Raw genomic sequence first — 18,331 nt, 5'->3', positions numbered from 1 at the left:
AAGCCCCCGGCCGCGCGCGGCGACCGGGGGCTTCCTACCAGCGATGACTCAGTTCTTGACCAGCTGCGGCGTCTCCGGCTCGACGGCGACCTCGGGCGTGTGGGCGCCGTGCGGGTCACCCGCCGAGCGGTTCGGCAGCAGGACCGCCATGGCGATCACGATCAGCGCCAGGCCCGCCGAGACCGCGAAGGCCAGGCGCATGCCGTCCAGGCTCGCGGTGACCGGGTCGGTGCCCTCGGCGATGAGCGAGGTGCTGCGGGCCGACATGATCGTCACCACCAGCGCGGTACCGAAGGCCGCGGCCACCTGCTGCAGGGTGCCCAGCATGGAGCTGCCGTGCGAGTACAGGTGCATCGGCAGCGCGCCGAGACCCAGCGTGAACACCGGGGTGAAGGCGGCGGCCAGCGAGATCATCAGCAGGATGTGCAGGGCGAGCAGCTGCCAGTACGGCATGGTCAGCGAGATCTGGGTGAAGCCGGCCAGCGAGACGGCGATGCCGATCGAGCCGGGGATCACCAGCAGGCGCCCGCCGAACTTGTCGAACAGGCGGCCGACCGTCGGGCCGAGCAGACCCATGGCCAGACCACCCGGCATCACCAGCAGACCGGTCTCCAGCGGGCTCAGGTGCCGCAGGTTCTGCAGGTACAGCGGCAGCAGGATCATCGAGCCCATCATCGCCAGGAACGCGATGGCCATCAGCACCAGCGCCTTGGCGTAGGTGCCCGACAGCAGCACCCGCAGGTCGAGCAGCGGGGTGCCGGTGCGCTGCAACCGGGTCTGACGCCAGGCGAACGTGGCGATCAGCAGCGCGCCGCCCGCGACGATCAGCGCCGGGGTGGCGTAGTTGCCGCTGTGGAACTTGCTCAGGCCGAACACCAGGCCGCCGAAGCCGAGCGCGGCCAGCAGCACGCTGGGGATGTCGAGCACTCCGGGCTGCGGTTCGCCGACGTTCTCGAGCTGTCGCAGACCCAGCCAGGTGACCACACCGGCGATCGGCAGCATCACCACGAACAGCAGCCGCCAGGAGTCGATCGCGGGGACGTCGATCTGCAGGATCAGGCCGGAGATGACCGGGCCCATGGCGGGCGCGACCGAGATGGCGAGGGTGACGTTGCCCATCACCCGGCCGCGATCCTGCTCGGCCACCACGGTCATCAGGGTGGTCATCAGCAGCGGCATCATCACCGCGGTGCCGCCGGCCTGGATGATCCGGCCGACCAGCAGGACCGCGAAGGTGGGCGCGAGCGCCGAGAGCACGGTGCCCGCGATGAAGACGCCCATCGCGATCGCGTAGGCCTGGCGGGTGGTGACCCGCTGCAGGAACCAGCCGGTGGTGGGGATGATCGCGGCCATCGTCAGCATGAAGGCGGTGGAGACCCACTGCGCGGCCACCTCGGTGACGTGCAGATCGCTCATCAGCCGCGGGATGGCGTTGATCATGATGGTCTCGTTGAGGATCACCACGAAGGTCGCGAGCACCAGCACCCGGATGACGGTCGGCGTCCCGCCTTTCGTCGTCGGCGGGGTTAGTTCGGCGGGCATCGGGGTACCTCCAGGAGCGGGATCGGCTGGGCGTGCGGTGGCCCGATGCCGGGTCGGCTGTGTCCCGGCACCACGTGAGAGAAGACGGAGTCCGTCGGTCCAACTCATCGGGCGCGGGCCAGTATTCCGTTCACCTCCGACACAAATCACCTTGTTTTCGCCGTTCAGGGCTCTATGGTGGCGCGCGAAACCGCTGCTGGGGGCCCGATCTGGACCATCGATCAGCTCGTGCGTGACCCTCGTCACTGTCTGGAACCTGTGACAGGTGGGGCGGGTGTGACCACGTGTGCGCCGTGATTCCGGGGGGTATACCGGAAGGGTGACTGCATCGAGACTGTGGCTTGCTGTGGTGTGCGCGATCGTCGCTTCGCTGGGGAGTGTGCAGGCGAAGGCCGATCCGGGGGCGTATGTGGCGGGGGAGGCGCCGCTGGGTGGGCGGGCCGCTCAGCTCGATGTGTACTCGCCCGCGATGGGCCGGGTGATCCAGAACAAGGTGCTCAAGGCGGCGGGGGCGGGTGCGCCGACGCTGTACCTGCTGACCGGCGCCGGCGGCGGCGCCGACGGGATCTCCTGGTGGGACAACACCGATGTGCGGGATTTCTTCGCCGACAAGTACGTCAACGTGGTGATGCCGGTCGGCGGCGCGTTCACGCTCTACACCGACTGGATCGCCGACGATCCCGGCGTCGGCCGGGCCCGCTGGGAGACCTACCTGACCGAGGAGCTACCCGGCGTGATCGACGGCGCGCTCGGCACCAGCGGGCGCAATGCCATCGCGGGCGTGTCGATGAGCGCGTCGTCGGCGCTGGACCTGACCATCCGCGGCGGCTCCCGCTTCGCCGCGGTGGCCGCGCTGAGTGGCTGCCCCTGGGCGGCGGACCCGCTCGGTATCACGATGGTCAGCGCGCAGGCGGCACGCGGCGGCGGCAATCCCGGCAACATGTGGGGCGTGCCGGGTGGCGCGGTCTGGCGCGAACACGACGTCTTCGCCAACGCGGGCGCGCTGGCGGGCAAGACGATCTTCCTGTCGGCCGCCACCGGCCTGCCCGGCGCGGCCGACCGCGGGCTCCCGATGCCGCCGCTGGAGACGATCGCGGGAGCGTGCACGGCGGCCTTCGCGGGTCGCCTGGGGCAGCTCGGCATCCCGGCCACCTACGTCCACCGGCCGACCGGCGCGCACACCTGGGGACAGTTCCAGACCGACCTGCACGAGGCGTGGCCGCACCTGGCCGCCGCCATCGGCGCCTGAGCTCAGGCCTCGACGGCGACCGGGCGCTGCGCCTGCGGCGTGGCGGCGTCGTCGTCGACGACCGGGTCGAGCTCGGGCTCGCGCCCGCGGCGCCGGAACCACCACTGCAGCAGCCCGATCCCGAGCACCGCCAGCAGCGCGCTGGTCAGGCTGATCGACAGGCCCGGCGGCCGCCAGGTGACGGTGAGCTGCGCGTTGTGCGTGCCGGGCGGGATGTCGACGGCGACGAAGGTGCCCGCGACGGCGCGCACGGGGATCTCCCGGTCGCCCAGGCTCGCGGTGTAGCCGGGCCAGGCCAGGCGGGCCAGCACGATCCGGCCGCCGGTGCCCGAGGAGACGGTGGCCCGGTTGGTCAGGCCCGCCTCCGGCATCACAGTGGCGTGCACGCCCGACTCGTGCGCGATGAGGTCGCCGGGCGAGGGCAGCGGATTGACCCGCTCCAGCACCCAGATCTGCTGCTCATGCCCCGGGTAGTGGACGAACTTCCACCCCGGCGGCGCGGGCTTCTCGCCCGCGTCGGGGTACTGGGCCCGCTGCAGGACGACGCGATCCATCCGCATCAGGTCGACGACCGGGGTATCGGTCGACGGCTCGACCGCGAACACCCGGCGATACGCGTCGGGGCAGGTGCCGCCGTCCCAGGCCATGCACAGCAGCCCGGCGAAGGCCGCGTGCCCGACCGGGGTGTAGCCGTTCACGTACTGCAGGCCGAGGTTCTTGGCGTAGCTGCCGAGCGCGATCGAGCCGTAGGTCGCGGCGAGCGTGCGGTCCTCGTCGCGGACCATGATCCGGTCGGCCAGTTGCAGTGTGCGACCGCCGAAGTCGGGGAACGCGGCGGTCATCTCGGAGCGCCGCTCGGGGAATCCGTACGACAGCGGCGTCGCGGGGGCGGTGGCCACCTGGACGAAGGCGATCGGGAAGGTCGCGACGATGGTCAGCGCGGCGGCGGCGCCGATCCCGCGATTCCGGGCCAGCCACAGGACGCCGGCGCCGAGCGCGACCACGAAGACCACCGCGATCAGATGCCGTTCGAGCAGTTTCGGCGCGGCCGAGAACGACCGGATGAACAGCAGGCCGATCAGCGCGCCCGCGGCCGCGTACCGGCGCCGGGACGAGGCGAACACCCCGTGGCGGCTCAGCAGCACGCACACCAGCACCAGCAGGGCGATCGCCAGCATCGGCAGCACCCGGGCGGGCCAGCGCAGCGGGCCGATCGCGCCGGGTCCGGCGGTCCACATCAGCGTGGCGACGGCGAACAGCGCGATCCCGCTCCACTCGGCGGCGGTGCGCGCGGCGGCCTTCCAGTCGATGAACGCCAGCGCCGGGATCACGAACCAGGCGATGTAGACCATCGGCAGCGGCTGCACGTGGCCCCACCACGCGGTGAACGCGGGCACCGTGCTGGGCAGGCTGGCATTGAGCGATTCCGACCACGGCACGGTCAGGAAGGGGTCGTTGTGGATGGTGGAGACGTCGCCACGCCAGGTGGCCTGCGAGGACAGCAGGATCGGCAGGTTGGCGACCATCGAGGCGGCCACCGCGAGCCCGGACGCGGTGAGCAGTCGCAGCACCGGCGCCCAGCGGCGCCGGTACAGGTACTCACCGGCGGCGACAGCGGCGATCATCAGGCCGGATTCGACGGCGGGGAAGGCGTATTGGATGGTCAGCGCCAGGTACAGGAACACGAACAGCGGGATCGGTCCCGAGCGGCCCCTGGCGTAGAGCACGGCCGAGGCCCAGGCGTGGACGAGCCAGGCGGTGCCGGTGTGCGAGGTGAACCAGCTGGCCTCGTCGAAGAACAGGAACCAGCCGCTGAACGGGAACGCCACCCCGGCCACAGCGGCCCAGGGCGCGCGGGCGCCGTAGGCCAGGCAGATCCGGAACACGCCGAGCGCCGCGATCGTGGAGAACACCAGCTTCACCGCGGTCGCGTACAGCGCGAGATCGTCGAACGAGGGCGCGAGCAGGTAGACCAGCAGCTGCGGCGGGTTGTAGAGCCCGGCTTCCTCGAGGCTGTAGTTGCCCGCCATCCACTCCCACGGCACCATCGCCGGGAACCGGCCCGCCCTGAGTTCGTTGCCCAGCAGCTGCCACATCGGCACGTACTGCGCCTCGGTGTCGTCGGTGTAGAAGTGCCGCGAGTCGCCGAGCAAGACCGCGATATACCCGGCCAGTACCGCGATCACGACGACGATCGCCCACTGCGCCACTTGTTTTCGCGGTTCGAGCGCCGCGCGTACCCACACGAGCGCGGGAGCATAGGGCATTCAGGTGAATCCGACAATAAGCCGGGGTGTCGCGGCGTGGTGGTGGACGTTTGACCAGCTCAGGTGTGGTTAGGTTGGGGTAAGCCCAACTCGGTGTGGCCGCGCTGTCGAGCGCGAAGTTGATAGCATGGCCCCACCGAGCCGACCCTTCGAGAGAGTCATCAATGCAGTTCGAAATCGTCGAGCGGGACGAGACATGGGTGGCCGGTCTGCCGGTCCGCAGTCCCAAGCGCGCGCTCGGAGAGCTGCGCGACCGGGATCTCGAAGCCGCGTGGTCGGCCGTCCTGCACCAGGATCTGGGCGGCCCGCTGGCCAGTGCCTACACCGACTACACCGGTGAGCTGAGCACCTACAACACCCAGATCGTCGGCTACCAGTGCGCGTCGCTGGATCAGGTCACCCGCGGACATCTGGCGGCGCGGCTGCCGCGCGGCACCTACGCGCGCTTCTCCTCGGTCGGTAACTTTCCCCAGGTGATGACGGATCTGTGGACCCAGATCGCCTACGCCGAGGAGCACAACCAGATCAAGCGCACCTTCACCGGCGATTTCGAGTGCTACCCGCACGCGTACAAGATCGACCTGTACCTGGCGGTCGATCCGCGATGAGCTACACGATCGTGGTGCGCGGTGGCGCGCTGTACGGCGGCCTGGCCGTGCCGCGGGTCCATCCGAGCTTCAAGGTGAGCAACAGCGACCTGATCGAGTTCCTCAAGGACCGCCTGCGCGACCGGCCCGGCGGGCGCGAGCCGCTGCACACCGTCTATGTCCCGGATCCGGCCGGCAACTGGAACGCGTTGGTGGCCCGCGAGTACGCGACGCCCGACGACGTGCCGGTCGGTGACCTGATGGTGCGGGTGCCCAAGGGCATCTACGCCCGCTTCGCCCCCAACGGCGATTACCACGATCCGGTCGAGGATGTCTGGGCCCAGGTCGACGACGCGACGGCGTCGGCGGAGATTTCGCGGGCCTATCGCGAGGAGATCGAGGTCTGGCACGGCCCGGACACCGTAGAATTGTTCGTTTCGATCACAGTCGATAGCTGACGGTTAGCCGGATTCGAACCGATCGGTCTGGATCTCGGGGTCTTCCGTGTTCTCACCCCTTCTGAGCTGCGGTTATTTCAACCGTCCCGGACGGTTATCGGAAAAATAGCCACTCGTCTGGTGCAAACGTTGCGGATGACGGATACTGCACCAGTCGGCATCGGTAGGACGCCGACCGCGCGCGGGCGCGTAGCACGGAGCTAGGAACACGATGGCTGTCGAAGCAGCGCGCAACGAGAAGAGGTTGCGGCGCGTTCACCGTCGCGCCGGTCGGGACGCGGTGGCGCGGTTCGTGGGTCGGATCCGTAGATGACCGATCCGGACCCGCCTGCCGCGGACCACCGCCCCCTCGTGCTCGATCCGGCCGACCCCACCGATGCGGCAACCCTGCGGCAGCTCGCCGCGGCACCCGGCATCGGCACCTACGACCTGCGCGCGGGCCTGCGCGCCGAGCTGGCTCGGCTCACCGGACTGCCGCCGGGGCTCGACCCCGACGAGGAACGGTGGGTGTACTACCCGTGGCGGCACGCGCTCGTCGCGATCCTCGGCCCGGTGGCCTTCCAGGTGATCCGCTCCGACCGCAACCGCAACAAGCTCACCAGGGCCGAACAGCAGCGCCTCGCCGGGCTGACGGTCGGCGTGGTCGGGCAGAGTGTCGGCCACTCCGTCGCGTACACGCTGGCGCTGGAGGGCGCGTGCGGGCTGCTGCGGCTGGCCGACTTCGACACCATCGAGCTGTCGAACCTGAACCGGGTGCCGGGCGGGCTGTTCGACGTCGGCGTCAACAAGGCCGTGGTCACCGCGCGCCGGATCGCCGAGCTCGACCCCTTCCTGCCGGTGGAGATCTGGTCCGCCGGCGTGCTGACCGACACCGCCGACGAATTCCTCGACGGGCTCTCGGTGGTCGTCGAGGAATGCGATTCGCTCGACATCAAGTTCGCGGTTCGCGAGGCCGCCCGCCGGCACCGGATCCCGCTGCTGATGGACACCAGCGACCGCGGGCTCTTCGACGTCGAGCGCTACGACCTGGAACCGGGCCGCGAACCCTTCCACGGGCTGCTCGGCACGACCACCGGCGCCCAGCTGGCCGACCTCGACACCAAGGGGAAGGCGCCGCACGTGCTGCGCATCCTCGACCCTGGCCAGCTGTCCTCGCGGATGGCGGCGAGCCTGGCCGAGATCGGCGAAACGATCACCACCTGGCCGCAATTGGGCAGTGACGTGCAGCTGGGCGCGGCCATCGTGACCGCGGCGGTGCGCCGGATCGGGCTCGGCGCCAAGCTGTCCTCCGGCCGGACCCGCGTCGACCTGGAGGCGGCGCTGGACTCCCTCGCCGAACCCGGCTACCTCGACGACGGCGTCGACCAGGCCCCCGAGCCGCCCGCCGACGAACCGGCGCCCGCCGACCCGGTCGCGGCGATCCTGGCCTGCGCCCAGCGCGCGCCCTCGGGCGGCAATGTGCAGCCGTGGCGGCTGCGCGGTACCGCGGACCTGATCGAGATCGCCCTCGACCCGGCCGGTTCGACCGCGATGGACATCGGCCTGCGCGGCAGCGCCGTCGCGGTGGGTGCCGCGCTGCACAACGCCCGCGCCGCCGCGGCCGCGCACGGCCTGCTCGGCGAGCCGGAGCTGCGCGTCGACGATCCGGCGGGCCCCCTGCTGGCCCGGCTGCGGCTGCGCGAGGGGACCGACGCCGATCTGGCCGCGGATTACCCGCTCGCGCTGGACAGGCACACCAATCGCAGGCTCGGTGACGTCGCGCCGCTGCCCGGCACCGTGGTGCCCGCCCTCGGCACCGCCGCCGCGGCCGAGGGCGCCACCGTGCACGCGATCACCGGGGTCGAGGCGCTGGCCGAGGCCGCGGCGCTGCTCGGCGCCAGCGACCGGGTCCGCTACCTCACGCCGCAGCTGCACCAGCAGCTCTACGGTGAATTGCGCTGGCCCGGTGAGGATGTCCGCACCGGCATCGACGTGCGCACGCTCGACCCGGCGCCCGACGAGCTGGCCAAGCTCCAGGTCGGCAGGCGTACCGATGTGATGGACCGGCTGCGCGAGTGGTCGGCGGGCACCGCGCTGGGTGAATTCACCGTCGATCGGGTGCGCTCGAGCTCGGCTCTGGTCGCGATCGGTTTCCGCGCGCGAGCAGGGGGTACACCTGATCTTGCCGACTACGCGATGGCCGGTGCCGCAGTGGAAAGGGTGTGGCTACGGGCGCAACTACTGGGGCTGGCGGTGCAGCCGGTGTCCCCGGTGTTCCTCTATGCCGACCGGCGCGAGGATTTGCGCATCGTTTCTTCCGAGTTCACAGATACACTTGCCAACATTCAGAGGCTTTTCCAGGACCTGCTGGGGATCCCTGAGGATGAGAACGTGGCATTGGTTCTTCGTCTGAGCTACGCCGCGGCTGCGAGCGTTCGCAGTCGACGGTTGCCGGTGCCCGGCAGTAGGAACGACGGATAGCGCGGATCGGAGACAACGTGCCTCGGCAAACGCTCGACTCACTGGTGACCCAGGTCGCCTCCGAGTTGATGGGTGTCGACGCCACGACCATGGTGGCGGCGAGCGAGCGGGTGCTCGCCTCCCTCGTCGATCATTTCGACGTCGACGTCAGCTATCTGCGCCACACCGATCGCGCCAAGCGCGCGACCGTGCTGGTCGCCGAATGGCCGCGCCGGCTCGAGGTCCCCGACCCCGACCCGCTGCACACGGTCGAGTTCGAACACGCGGATTCGGTGTTCCGCGCCCTCGAGTTCGCCACCGAGCCGCTGATCGTGCGGCCGGGCGGCGAGAGCGCCGACTACCAGGAGACGATCCGCAAGTCCTCGGGCATTCCCGAGGTGGCCATGGCCTGCGTGCCGCTGGTCTCGCGCGGCGAGTCGACCGGCGTGCTCGGTTTCGTGAAGATGGGCGACCGGGCCTGGTCCAAGCGGGAACTCAACGTGCTCAAGGCCATCGCCGCGCTGTTCGCCCAGCTGCAGGCGCGCGTGGTCGCCGAGGAGAAGCTGCGCTACATCGCGCTGCACGACGACCTGACCGGCCTGGCCAACCGTCGCGCCCTGCTCGAGTACATGGAGGAGCGGCTGCGCGCGGGCGAACCCGGCCCGATCGCCACCTTCTTCCTCGACCTGGACCGGCTCAAGGCACTCAACGACTTCCTCGGCCACAGCGCGGGCGACAACTTCATCCGCACGCTGGCGCGCAGGCTCAAACAGAACCTGGAACCCGGCGATATGATCGCCCGGCTCGGCGGCGACGAGTTCGTCATCGTGCCCGCCGCGCCGATGGACGCGGTGGCCGCCGAACTCGAGGCCACCCGGATCCAGCAGCTGATCGGCCGCCGGGTGTCGGTCGGGCAGGAATCGGTCAGCCGCGGGGTGAGCGTCGGTGTGGCGCTCGGCCTTCCGGGCGAGACCTCGGTCTCGGACGTGCTGCGCCGCGCCGATCACGCCCTGCTGTCGGCGAAGTCGGGCGGCGGCAACGGGGTCGCGGTGTTCACCGATGCCATGCGCGCGCAGTTCGAACTCCAGGACGACGTGGAGCTCAACCTGCGCAGCGCGGTGTCCGACGGCTCGCTGGTGCTGCACTACCAGCCCGAGGTCGACCTGCGCACCGGCCGGATCGTGGCGCTGGAGGCGCTGGTCCGCTGGCAGCATCCCACCCGCGGACTGCTGCCGCCCGGCGCGTTCGTCTCGGTGGCCGAGGCCACCAATCTGGCCGGTGAGCTGGGGCGCTGGGTCATCAGGTCGGCCTGTTCGCAATTCGCCGACTGGCGCCGCCGCGGGCTGGCCGCCAATGTGGTGATCCGGATCAATGTGTCGCCGGTGCAGCTGGTCAGCGCCGATTTCGTCGAGCGGATCGAGGACATCCTGCGGCTGTTCGGGATCGACGGCAGCTCGGTCTGCTTGGAGATCACCGAGCACGTGGTCGTGCAGGATCTCGTGCGCACCCGGCTCACTCTGCGCGGGCTCAAGCGGATGGGCGTGCAGATCGCCATCGACGATTTCGGTACCGGCTACAGCTCGCTCTCGCACCTCAAGGCCCTGCCGGTCGACGCGGTCAAGATCGACCGCGGTTTCGTGCAGCGCCTCGGTGACAGCAACGACGACCTGGCGATCGTGAAGTCGATCATCGGCCTGGCCGGCTCCTTCGGGCTCGGCGTGGTCGGGGAGGGCGTCGAGACGCCGATGGCGGCCAGGACCCTGGTCGGCCTCGGCTGCTACCGCGCGCAGGGCTTCCTCATCGCCCGGCCGATGCCCGCCGAGGAAGTCGAAGCGCAACTGCGGGAAGGACGCATCCCCCTCGACCTCGATCTGCCCCGCGCGGGACGCGGCGTGGCGCCGAGCTGATCGCGGTGATGTCGGCAGGCGGATGGCTGCTGGTGGAGACCCTCACCGAGGATCTCGCGCCGACGCTGGTCGCGGTGGACGCGCACCCGCGCGACTGGCTCCCACCGTCGCGGTGGCCGCGCGCGATCGGGACGGCCAGGGCGCGGCTGCTGCGCGAGGCGGTGCGGCGGTGCCTGGAGCGCGGTGCATCGACCCGCGATGTCGTCGGTGACACGCTGGTGCTCACCGAGCCCGTTCGGTGCGCGTTCGGCGGTGTCCACGGCGTGCAGGTCTGGACCGGCCCCGTCGACGCGCCGGTGCGGCCCCGGCGCCGGGTCGCGGCCTGGGATTGGGACTCGGTGACCGAGCTGGCCCACCACGGCCCCGGCCTGGAGGAACTCGTCTTCGCCAGGGAACCCGAGCACGTGCGGGTGATCCGCACCCCGCCCGACGCGTTCGGCCGGATGGTCCGCTTCGACGGCCGGGTCGAGTACTTCGCCATGGCCACCGAGCTGGCACCGGGCGGACGCTGGCAGGGCCAGGTCGACATGCTCGGCGACGACGAGTGCCCGCGCCGGTTCCAGATGATCACCAGGGCCCGCCCCGGCCCGCGCCGGGTGAGCGCCCTGATGCACGCCATCCCCGAACTCGACGACGACGCCGCGGCGGTCGACCCCGACATCACGATGCTGCGCGCGGTCTCCCAGCACAGCGGCGTCGGCGTCGGCCTGATCCTGCTGTCCAGCGGCCTCATCTACGAGTGGGCGGGCGATCCGCCACCCCCACTGGACCGCTGGGCGGTGGAACGCCCCACCGTCGACCCGATCGACCTCGCCGCCCTCCGCGCCGCCTGCGCCGACGTCGCCCACCACCCCGGCACGTCGCGCCGCCTCGCCCTCCGCGTCCGCTTCGCCGAGACCCCCTGGATCCGCGCCAACGCCGAACTGGTCACCATCACCACCGCCGCCACCGGCCACGGCCTCCTCCGCGTCTGGTCCGACGACCCACCCGAACCCGGTTAGCCCACAGGACTGGTGGGATTGCATGGCCCGCGTTGAAACGCGCGATACTAGTCCCGGCTCTCCTACTTGCCGGGCAGCACGGGTTGGGGTGGCTGTTTGATGTAGGGATCGGGTACAAAAGGTTCGCAGGTGCGGCGAGCGGTCTCGTTGTAATCCACATCAGAGTTGTCCACAACGAGCAATCTGGGCGTAGCCGAATTCTCGCCGGAACCGGATTTCTCGGTCGTTGATGCCACTATTGAATGAACGACGCGATATGACTCATTTGGAGAGCTCAAAGTCAGATTTCCGTCAGTGCCCATTTTGTAAACCCCGGGAGTATCGAACTCGCAAATTGTGACTGTCCAACGGGATTCGGATATGTTACTGACGCCGACTGCCCGAAAGAGTTTTCCTCCTGTTTCGGGCAGTGCTCGATGGTCGAGCCCAAGTGGCTTGTTTGCGTAGCCGACGCGGAAATTGATTTCTGGAAGGAGTGACTCATCCTGATGGGCGGCGATCCAGGTGCGTTCCAATGTTTCCACCTCGAGAGCAATTCTGGCGACCTCTGAATCCTGCTCACCCATAGGGGGCGTAATCTCCCACTCGAATTTAATGGGAGGGTAGGGAAAGGATGAGCTCGCTACAGTCGAACTGGCCGGGGCGGCATTCGTCGCTGTAGTGGAGCGGGAAGGATCAGCAGAACACGAAGCCATCGCAAGAGCGGTCGCAAGGATCGCTGCTGCCGCGGTGAGCCTATTCGATCCATATGGAATCTGCATGGGTCACTTCTTCTCGGGTGTCGATTGTCCGGTCCGGATCACTTCCAGGCTGGAGCCGGATTCGCCAACGCCGGTAACTGTTTCTATTCCATGGGCAGTCTTGTAGGCGGACAACGGCGCTTCGAATCCCTGCTCTTTCAGATATGCAACAACGTCGGCAATCGACTGGTTCGAAATGGGGCTGTTCATATCGAGTGGTTGGCCGGTGGTGGTATCGAGCAAGGGTGCGTCTCCGAGTCGGCCTTGCTCGTCCGCGGCGTTCAGGAGCGCCTGCTGGAAATCTCGGTAAGCCTGCGCATTCATCCTGGCCTCGTTAGGGTACTCAACCGCCAACGTCTCGGGCTTATCTATGTATTGGTCGATCATGCTTTCGACGACACCTTCGCCGAGCATTGCCGCGACCTTCTTGCCTCCCTCGACTCCGGTGGCGGCCCCCAATCCGTGGCTGTCTTGCGTTAGGCCTTTTGTGTAGTCCAATCCGACATCGATGTTTGCCATGAGGATCTGGTCGACGAGCTTGGCGGCAGCCTTCTTGTTGTCGTAGATCTCTTGCTGGATGTTGTTGTGTTCCTCAACGGTGTTCTGGTCCTGGAAGGTGAGCGCATTGGCTGCTGCGTTGGATATCCGGGCGTCCAGATGCGCAAGCTGTTCGATGGTCTTCGTTCCCAGGTACTCGCCCGGTCGCATCTCGGTCTGTGCGAACGCGCCGTTCAAGATTTCCGATTCGTACGCGGAACGAGCGACCTCGAGAGTCAGGCGGCCTTCATCGGACTGGCTCGACAGATAGAGGAGACGGTTCGCGTCGACGAGTTCGAGGTGCGCCTCACCAGGATCTGGCAGGAACGTCGTCGTCGCATACTGTTCGCCGTCGATCCAAGCATCGATGTTCGATCCCATAGCGGTGGACAGTGCCCGGGAGAGTTCGGGATTGTTCACGAAGCCCATCTCGGTCTTCTTGAACTCCTCCACATCGATCCCGCCCGAGCGATTGCGGTCGGGCTTGTTGTCGTCCGGATCGTCGACGTCTTCGCGTGGGGTGAGGATGTCGGGCAGGTGGGTGAGAGCCTCGCGAGCTTGAAGCGCGTCGGTGGTCAGTTTGCCGTCCGCGCCGACTTCGTGGGATTCGGTACCGATCCACTTGATCATGTCGCCGGCGGCGGCGCCGTTGTCGACCCAGTCGTGCTGGAAGATCCCCTGGATGACCTGCGGGTCGTACTTCTCGTAGCTCTGGCCGGGGACGTCCTTGCCGAAGAGCTCCTCGCTGCCGTTGCCGGTCAACAGCGCGTAGCTGCTGTCGTTGTTGCGGGCGCCGACCGACAGTAGATCGGCGGCGCTGTGCTCGTTTCGAGACAGCCACTCCGGTTCGTTCGAATCGCCGGTGTACTTCTCATATCCGCCGTTGTCGGTGATGAACGCCAGGTTGGCAGCCTGGCGATCGAGTTCGACACCGAAACGTTCACCCGGGATGTAGGCCTGGTCGGAGGAGGCGAGGAACTGCCCGAAGCCGCGCATGTCCTTGGTGTATTCCTGGACACCGGCCCACTCGTCCATGTTCGGCCCGAAAAGGCCCGAGCGGTAGTCGTCGGGCAGGTCGCGGGTGTTGCCGTCGGGGCTGTCGTTGAAACCCGGCCGGGTGCCGATGAGTTCGCGGACTTCGGGGTGGAGCTGCTCCCACCCGCCGCGGTCGACGATCGCGCCAGTGGTGTCCTTGGTGACCACGTCTTCGTTGGAGAGGGTGAGCAACCCGTCGGCGAGGTTCGAACGGAGTTCGAGTGCTTCCGGGGAACCGTTCATTACGAGGCGGTCGGCCAGGTCGATCAAACCGTCACGACCGGCTTTGTCGTAGAGGTTGCTCAGGTAGTCCATCGTCGATGCCGGAACCGTGACTTCCTGGCCGTTCGCCAGCGCCTCGAGTTGCTCGGCGGTGAGTCCGGCTTGGTCGAGACGGGCACTGATCTGAGCGATCTCCTCGTCGGACAATTTGCCATCGGCGATGGTCTCGCCGTCCTGGCGGCCGAGCGCCGCCACGTCGACTGTTGTCGCGGTCGGTACATCCAAGCCGTTGCCGAGCTGATCGCCGCGCACCCGTACCTCGTCCGAGGCTGTATTGATCGCGGTGATCGCTTCCCCCACCGCCGTCAGCAGGCTCGTCTTCGCGGTATCGATCAGACCCTGATGGTGGGTGATCCGATCCTTGACCTTCTGTTTCTGCTCGTCGGTGTAGTCGGACTCGGTGTATGGCCTGGCCGATACCTTCCAGCTGTCGTCGACTGTCAGGCCGACGGGTGACTCGGTGTCGTTCTCCGCATCGGAGACCCGGCGGAGCAGCGCATTCCGCTCGCCTGCTATCCGCGAGTCGGCATTGCGTAGCGCCGTGGCGATATCACGAATCTCGATGGACAGCCTGCGGCCCTGGTCGTTCTCCTCGTGAAAACGGTCGTAGGCGGCCAGATAGGCCGCGCCCTGCCAGGTCGTCCCCTGGAAATGAGTCAGCGTCGAACCGAGCTGGGTTTCGTAGGAGGTGGTGTCGTCTTCGAGCTCCTGAGCCCATTCCGACAGCTTCTCCGGTTTCCACGTCTCGACGTTGTTGCGGGTCACCATCAGCCGACGCTCCCGGTGGCGAAGAAGTCCATTTCCTCCAGGCGGTTCTTGAACTGCTGGTCGGTGGTCTGAACGCTATCGGCGCACTGATTGACGATGCCGGCCAGCTTCCGCATGCGCTCGGCGATCCGCAGCCACGCACCCTCGGAGTACTCGCCTGCCTTCGCGCACGCAGCCCCGATCTCGACTCCGGGGAACGCCTCACCGACCTTGTCGCCGCTGGTCCGGACATCGATCCTGTCGATCTCCTCGCCTACCGAAGTCACCGTCGTGGCGAGCTTTCTCAACTCGTCTATATCGACCTGCAACACGTGACGCAATCCCCCTCCGGCAAACATGCCATGAACTTTCAGTCGGTCGACTCTACAAGATTTGTCAGGCGACCAAATCGAGCTGGGCGGTGGAGTTCGGAGGCCTGAGTACCGATGTCTTTCCGCTCTGTTCACGTACCGTTCCACGGCTCGGTTCCGGAGTGCACCCGCGTCGCTGAACGATCGGAAGGGTGCGCATCGTGCAGCTCGCCAATTTCTACGGCCCGCGATCGGGTGGGTTGCGCACCGCCCTGCACCACCTGGGGGAGGGGTATGTCGCGGCGGGGCACGAGGTGGTGCTGATCGTGCCGGGGGCGCGGCGCGGTGAGGAAGTGCTGCCGACCGGGGCGTTGCGGATCACCCTGCCCGCGGTGGCCATTCCGTTCACCGGTGGGTATCGCGCGGCCGATCCGCGGCGGGTCGCCGATGTGCTCGGTGGGCTGCGGCCCGATGTGCTCGAGGTGTCGGATCGGCTCACGCTGCGCGGGTTCGGGCGGTGGGCCGGGCGGCGCGGGGTGGCGAGCGTGATGATCTCGCACGAGCGGCTCGATCGGCTGCTCGGGCAGTTCCTGCCGGGGCCTGCCGCGCGGCGGTGCGCCGACGTGGCCAACCGCCGCACCGCCGACGACTACGACATGGTGGTCTGCACGACCGACTTCGCGCGCGAGGAGTTCCAGCGCATCGGCGCCCCCAATGTGGAACTGGTGCCGCTCGGCGTCGACCTCGACCTGTTCAGTCCGCGCCGTCGCGACCGCAGGCTGCGCGCCGACCTCGGGGTCGAGGGGCATCCGCTGCTGGTGCACTGCGGCCGGTTGTCGGTGGAGAAGCGGGTCGACCGCAGCATCGAGGCGGTGGGCGCGCTGCATCGCGCCGGGCTGCCCGCCCGGCTGGTCGTCGCCGGTGACGGCCCGCGTCGCGAATCGCTCGAACGCCGCGCCCGCACCCTGCCCGCCCTGCCCGGCGGCGCGCCGTCGGTCCACTTCACCGGCTTCATCAGCGACCGGTCCATGGTCGCGAAACTGCTTGCCACGGCGGATGTCTCACTCGCCCCCGGCCCACACGAGACCTTCGGCCTCGCCGCACTGGAGGCACTCGCCGCTGGCACCCCGGTCGTCGCCAGCCGCTCCTCGGCACTGGCCGACATCGTCACCGCCGAATGCGGCGCCATCGCCGCCGACCGCCCCCGTGCCTTCGCCCAGGCCGTCACCGACGTCCTGGCCATGCCCACCTCGGGCCGCCGCAAAGCGGCCCGCACCCGCGCCGAACAGTTCACCTGGCCGCGGGCCGTCGCGGGCATGCTCGCCGTCCTCGATCGCTGACGGACCGAGGCCGATGGGCGGTCAGCCGCAGCTCGGCCTGGTCGGGCAGTTGAGCTGAACATCGAGCACGCGCGCGCCCGGCCCCTCCGCGCCGAGCCGGTCGTGTTCGTTGACGAGCTTGCACGAGCCCAGCGACAGGCACCCGCAGCCGATGCAGCCGGTGAGGTTGTCGCGCAGCCGGGTGAGCTGGGTGATGCGGTCGTCGAGGTCCTCGCGCCAGGTGGTGGACAGCGTCTCCCAATCGCGGCGGGTGGGCGTGCGGCCTTCGGGGAGCCGGTCCAGCGCCGAGCGGATCTCACTGAGTGGGATGCCGACGCGCTGGGAGATGCGGATGAAAGCGACCCGGCGCAGCGTTTCGCGAGCGTAGCGCCGTTGATTGCCACTGGTTCGACGACTCGATATGAGACCTTCACGTTCGTAGAAGTGCAACGCGGACACTGCAACTCCACTACGATCGGATAGCTGCCCGGGGGTCAGCTCCTTCGTTTGCCAATCGGCCGTCGTCATCTGCGCTCCTCCCGTTTTCGCCCTCAACAATACTTGAGGTTTTCGTGGCGTGTACGAAAAACGGGAGGACTCCGCACCCACCGGGTCTGCGGGTCTTCCGTGCCGACGCGCGCTCCGCGGATTACGGTTTCCGCATGGGAACCGCCCCCGACTCGCGCCTGGCCGTCACCTCCGAGGTCGGCACGCTCCGGACGGTGCTGCTGCACCGCCCCGGCGACGAACTGCGCAGGCTCACCCCCAGCAACAACGATCAGCTGCTCTTCGACGGCATCCCCTGGGTCGAACGCGCCCAAGCCGAACATGATTCCTTCGCCGCCCTGCTGCGCGAACGCGGCGTGGAAGTCCTGCTGCTGTCGGACCTGCTCGCCGAGACGCTCGAGGTGAGCGGCGCGGCCAGGATCCAGGGTATCTCCGCCGCCGTCGACGCCCGCAGGCTGGGCCACGGCCTGGCCGATCAGCTCGCGGCCGAGCTGCGCAAGGTCGAGGCCCGCGAGCTCGCCGACATCCTGATGGCCGGGATGACCTTCGACGAGCTGCCGTTCGGCCCGGACACCACCTCGCTGGTGCGCCGGATGCACCACGGCGGCGACTTCGTCATCGACCCGCTGCCCAACCTGCTGTTCACCAGGGACTCCTCGTTCTGGGTCGGCCCCAAGGTCGCGATCACCTCCCTCGCGCTGCCCGCCCGCATCCGCGAGACCTCGATCACCGATCTCGTCTACGCCTTCCACCCGCGCTTCCTCGGCGTGCGCCGCGCCTACGAATCGCACACCGCGCCGATCGAAGGCGGTGACGTGCTGCTGCTCGCGCCGGGCGTGGTCGCGGTCGGCGTCGGCGAGCGGACCACCCCCGCCGGCGCGGAAGCGCTGGCGCGCAGCCTCTTCGACGACGACCTCGCGCACACCGTGCTGGTGGTGCCGATCGCGCAGAACCGCGCGACCATGCACCTGGACACCGTGTGCACGATGGTCGACACCGACGCCGTGGTGATGTACCCGGGCGTGCGGGAAACCCTGCGGGCCTTCACGATCCGCCGCGAGGACGGCTTCTCCGGCCGCGGCGACCTGGACCGGATCAGCATCACCGGACCCGAACCGTTCCTGCCCGCCGCGGCCGCCGCCATGGGCATCGCGAACCTGCGGGTGATCGACACCGGCCGCGACGGGCCGACCGCCGAGCGCGAGCAGTGGGACGACGGCAACAACACCCTGGCACTCGCGCCCGGTGTCGTGGTGGCCTACGAGCGCAACGAGATGACCAATTCGCGGCTGACCGACGCCGGTGTCGAGGTGCTCACCATCCAGGGCTCGGAGCTGGGCTCCGGCCGGGGCGGTCCGCGCTGCATGTCCTGCCCCCTGGCCCGAGACGAGGTGTGAGCGAGC

14 protein-coding genes are annotated in these 18,331 nt (G+C 68.6%); 8 read left to right on the top strand and 6 right to left on the bottom strand.

Annotated elements, in window-relative coordinates; genetic code table 11:
• Positions 1 to 48: 48 nt before the first annotated feature.
• Entirely contained in the window at positions 49 to 1,542 is a 1,494-nt protein-coding gene (locus AB0L91_RS07660) for an MDR family MFS transporter (RefSeq protein ID WP_365008054.1), read from the bottom strand.
• 319 nt (positions 1,543 to 1,861) lie between these two features.
• Here AB0L91_RS07660 and AB0L91_RS07655 point away from each other — a divergent pair, with 319 nt between their 5' ends.
• Positions 1,862 to 2,791, top strand: a complete 930-nt coding sequence (locus AB0L91_RS07655; protein ID WP_365008051.1) for an alpha/beta hydrolase family protein — start codon at positions 1,862 to 1,864, stop codon at positions 2,789 to 2,791.
• A 2-nt stretch (positions 2,792 to 2,793) separates the two neighbouring features.
• Here the strand turns inward: AB0L91_RS07655 and AB0L91_RS07650 are convergent, their stop codons facing one another.
• Positions 2,794 to 5,058, bottom strand: coding sequence for a hypothetical protein (locus tag AB0L91_RS07650; protein WP_365008048.1), 2,265 nt, complete (start codon positions 5,056 to 5,058; stop codon positions 2,794 to 2,796).
• A 164-nt stretch (positions 5,059 to 5,222) separates the two neighbouring features.
• On the opposite strand from AB0L91_RS07650, the gene AB0L91_RS07645 reads away from it, so the two are divergent.
• The 5 genes from AB0L91_RS07645 (at position 5,223) to AB0L91_RS07625 (ending at position 11,450) form a co-directional block, all read left to right on the top strand.
• Positions 5,223 to 5,666 (top strand): GyrI-like domain-containing protein, encoded by a 444-nt coding sequence (locus AB0L91_RS07645; RefSeq protein ID WP_019049207.1) that lies wholly within the window; start codon positions 5,223 to 5,225, stop codon positions 5,664 to 5,666.
• Positions 5,663 to 6,103, top strand: a complete 441-nt coding sequence (locus AB0L91_RS07640; RefSeq protein WP_355273421.1) for an AraC family transcriptional regulator — start codon at positions 5,663 to 5,665, stop codon at positions 6,101 to 6,103. Before AB0L91_RS07645 ends, AB0L91_RS07640 begins: the two co-directional genes overlap by 4 nt.
• A 309-nt stretch (positions 6,104 to 6,412) precedes the next feature.
• Complete coding sequence (locus tag AB0L91_RS07635) at positions 6,413 to 8,563, top strand: Rv1355c family protein (RefSeq protein ID WP_365008044.1); 2,151 nt, start codon at positions 6,413 to 6,415, stop codon at positions 8,561 to 8,563.
• A 17-nt stretch (positions 8,564 to 8,580) separates the two neighbouring features.
• Entirely contained in the window at positions 8,581 to 10,449 is a 1,869-nt protein-coding gene (locus tag AB0L91_RS07630) for an EAL domain-containing protein (RefSeq protein WP_365008042.1), read from the top strand.
• 8 nt (positions 10,450 to 10,457) lie between these two features.
• Positions 10,458 to 11,450, top strand: a complete 993-nt coding sequence (locus AB0L91_RS07625; RefSeq protein ID WP_365008041.1) for a GAF domain-containing protein — start codon at positions 10,458 to 10,460, stop codon at positions 11,448 to 11,450.
• A 62-nt stretch (positions 11,451 to 11,512) separates the two neighbouring features.
• Here AB0L91_RS07625 and AB0L91_RS07620 read toward each other — a convergent pair whose 3' ends face one another.
• From AB0L91_RS07620 to AB0L91_RS07610, 3 genes are all read right to left on the bottom strand, one after another.
• Positions 11,513 to 12,016 (bottom strand): hypothetical protein, encoded by a 504-nt coding sequence (locus tag AB0L91_RS07620; protein WP_365008040.1) that lies wholly within the window; start codon positions 12,014 to 12,016, stop codon positions 11,513 to 11,515.
• Between the two features lie 198 nt (positions 12,017 to 12,214).
• Positions 12,215 to 14,812, bottom strand: a complete 2,598-nt coding sequence (locus AB0L91_RS07615) for a hypothetical protein (RefSeq protein ID WP_365008039.1) — start codon at positions 14,810 to 14,812, stop codon at positions 12,215 to 12,217.
• Positions 14,812 to 15,123, bottom strand: a complete 312-nt coding sequence (locus AB0L91_RS07610) for a hypothetical protein (RefSeq protein ID WP_365008037.1) — start codon at positions 15,121 to 15,123, stop codon at positions 14,812 to 14,814. The genes AB0L91_RS07615 and AB0L91_RS07610 overlap by 1 nt, the downstream gene beginning before the upstream one ends.
• Before the next feature lie 191 nt (positions 15,124 to 15,314).
• On the opposite strand from AB0L91_RS07610, the gene AB0L91_RS07605 reads away from it, so the two are divergent.
• Entirely contained in the window at positions 15,315 to 16,442 is a 1,128-nt protein-coding gene (locus tag AB0L91_RS07605; RefSeq protein ID WP_357342836.1) for a glycosyltransferase, read from the top strand.
• Between the two features lie 21 nt (positions 16,443 to 16,463).
• Here AB0L91_RS07605 and soxR read toward each other — a convergent pair whose 3' ends face one another.
• Positions 16,464 to 16,949, bottom strand: a complete 486-nt coding sequence (soxR, locus tag AB0L91_RS07600; RefSeq protein WP_365008034.1) for a redox-sensitive transcriptional activator SoxR — start codon at positions 16,947 to 16,949, stop codon at positions 16,464 to 16,466.
• Between the two features lie 134 nt (positions 16,950 to 17,083).
• On the opposite strand from soxR, the gene arcA reads away from it, so the two are divergent.
• Complete coding sequence (gene arcA, locus AB0L91_RS07595; protein ID WP_355273403.1) at positions 17,084 to 18,325, top strand: arginine deiminase; 1,242 nt, start codon at positions 17,084 to 17,086, stop codon at positions 18,323 to 18,325.
• Positions 18,326 to 18,331: the final 6 nt, after the last annotated feature.

Origin of the sequence: Nocardia sp. NPDC051833 (genome assembly GCF_040681225.1) — a bacterium.
Lineage (GTDB): Bacteria > Actinomycetota > Actinomycetes > Mycobacteriales > Mycobacteriaceae > Nocardia.
Note: the sequence above shows the minus strand (reverse complement) of the source record. Positions and strands in the feature narration are given on the sequence as shown.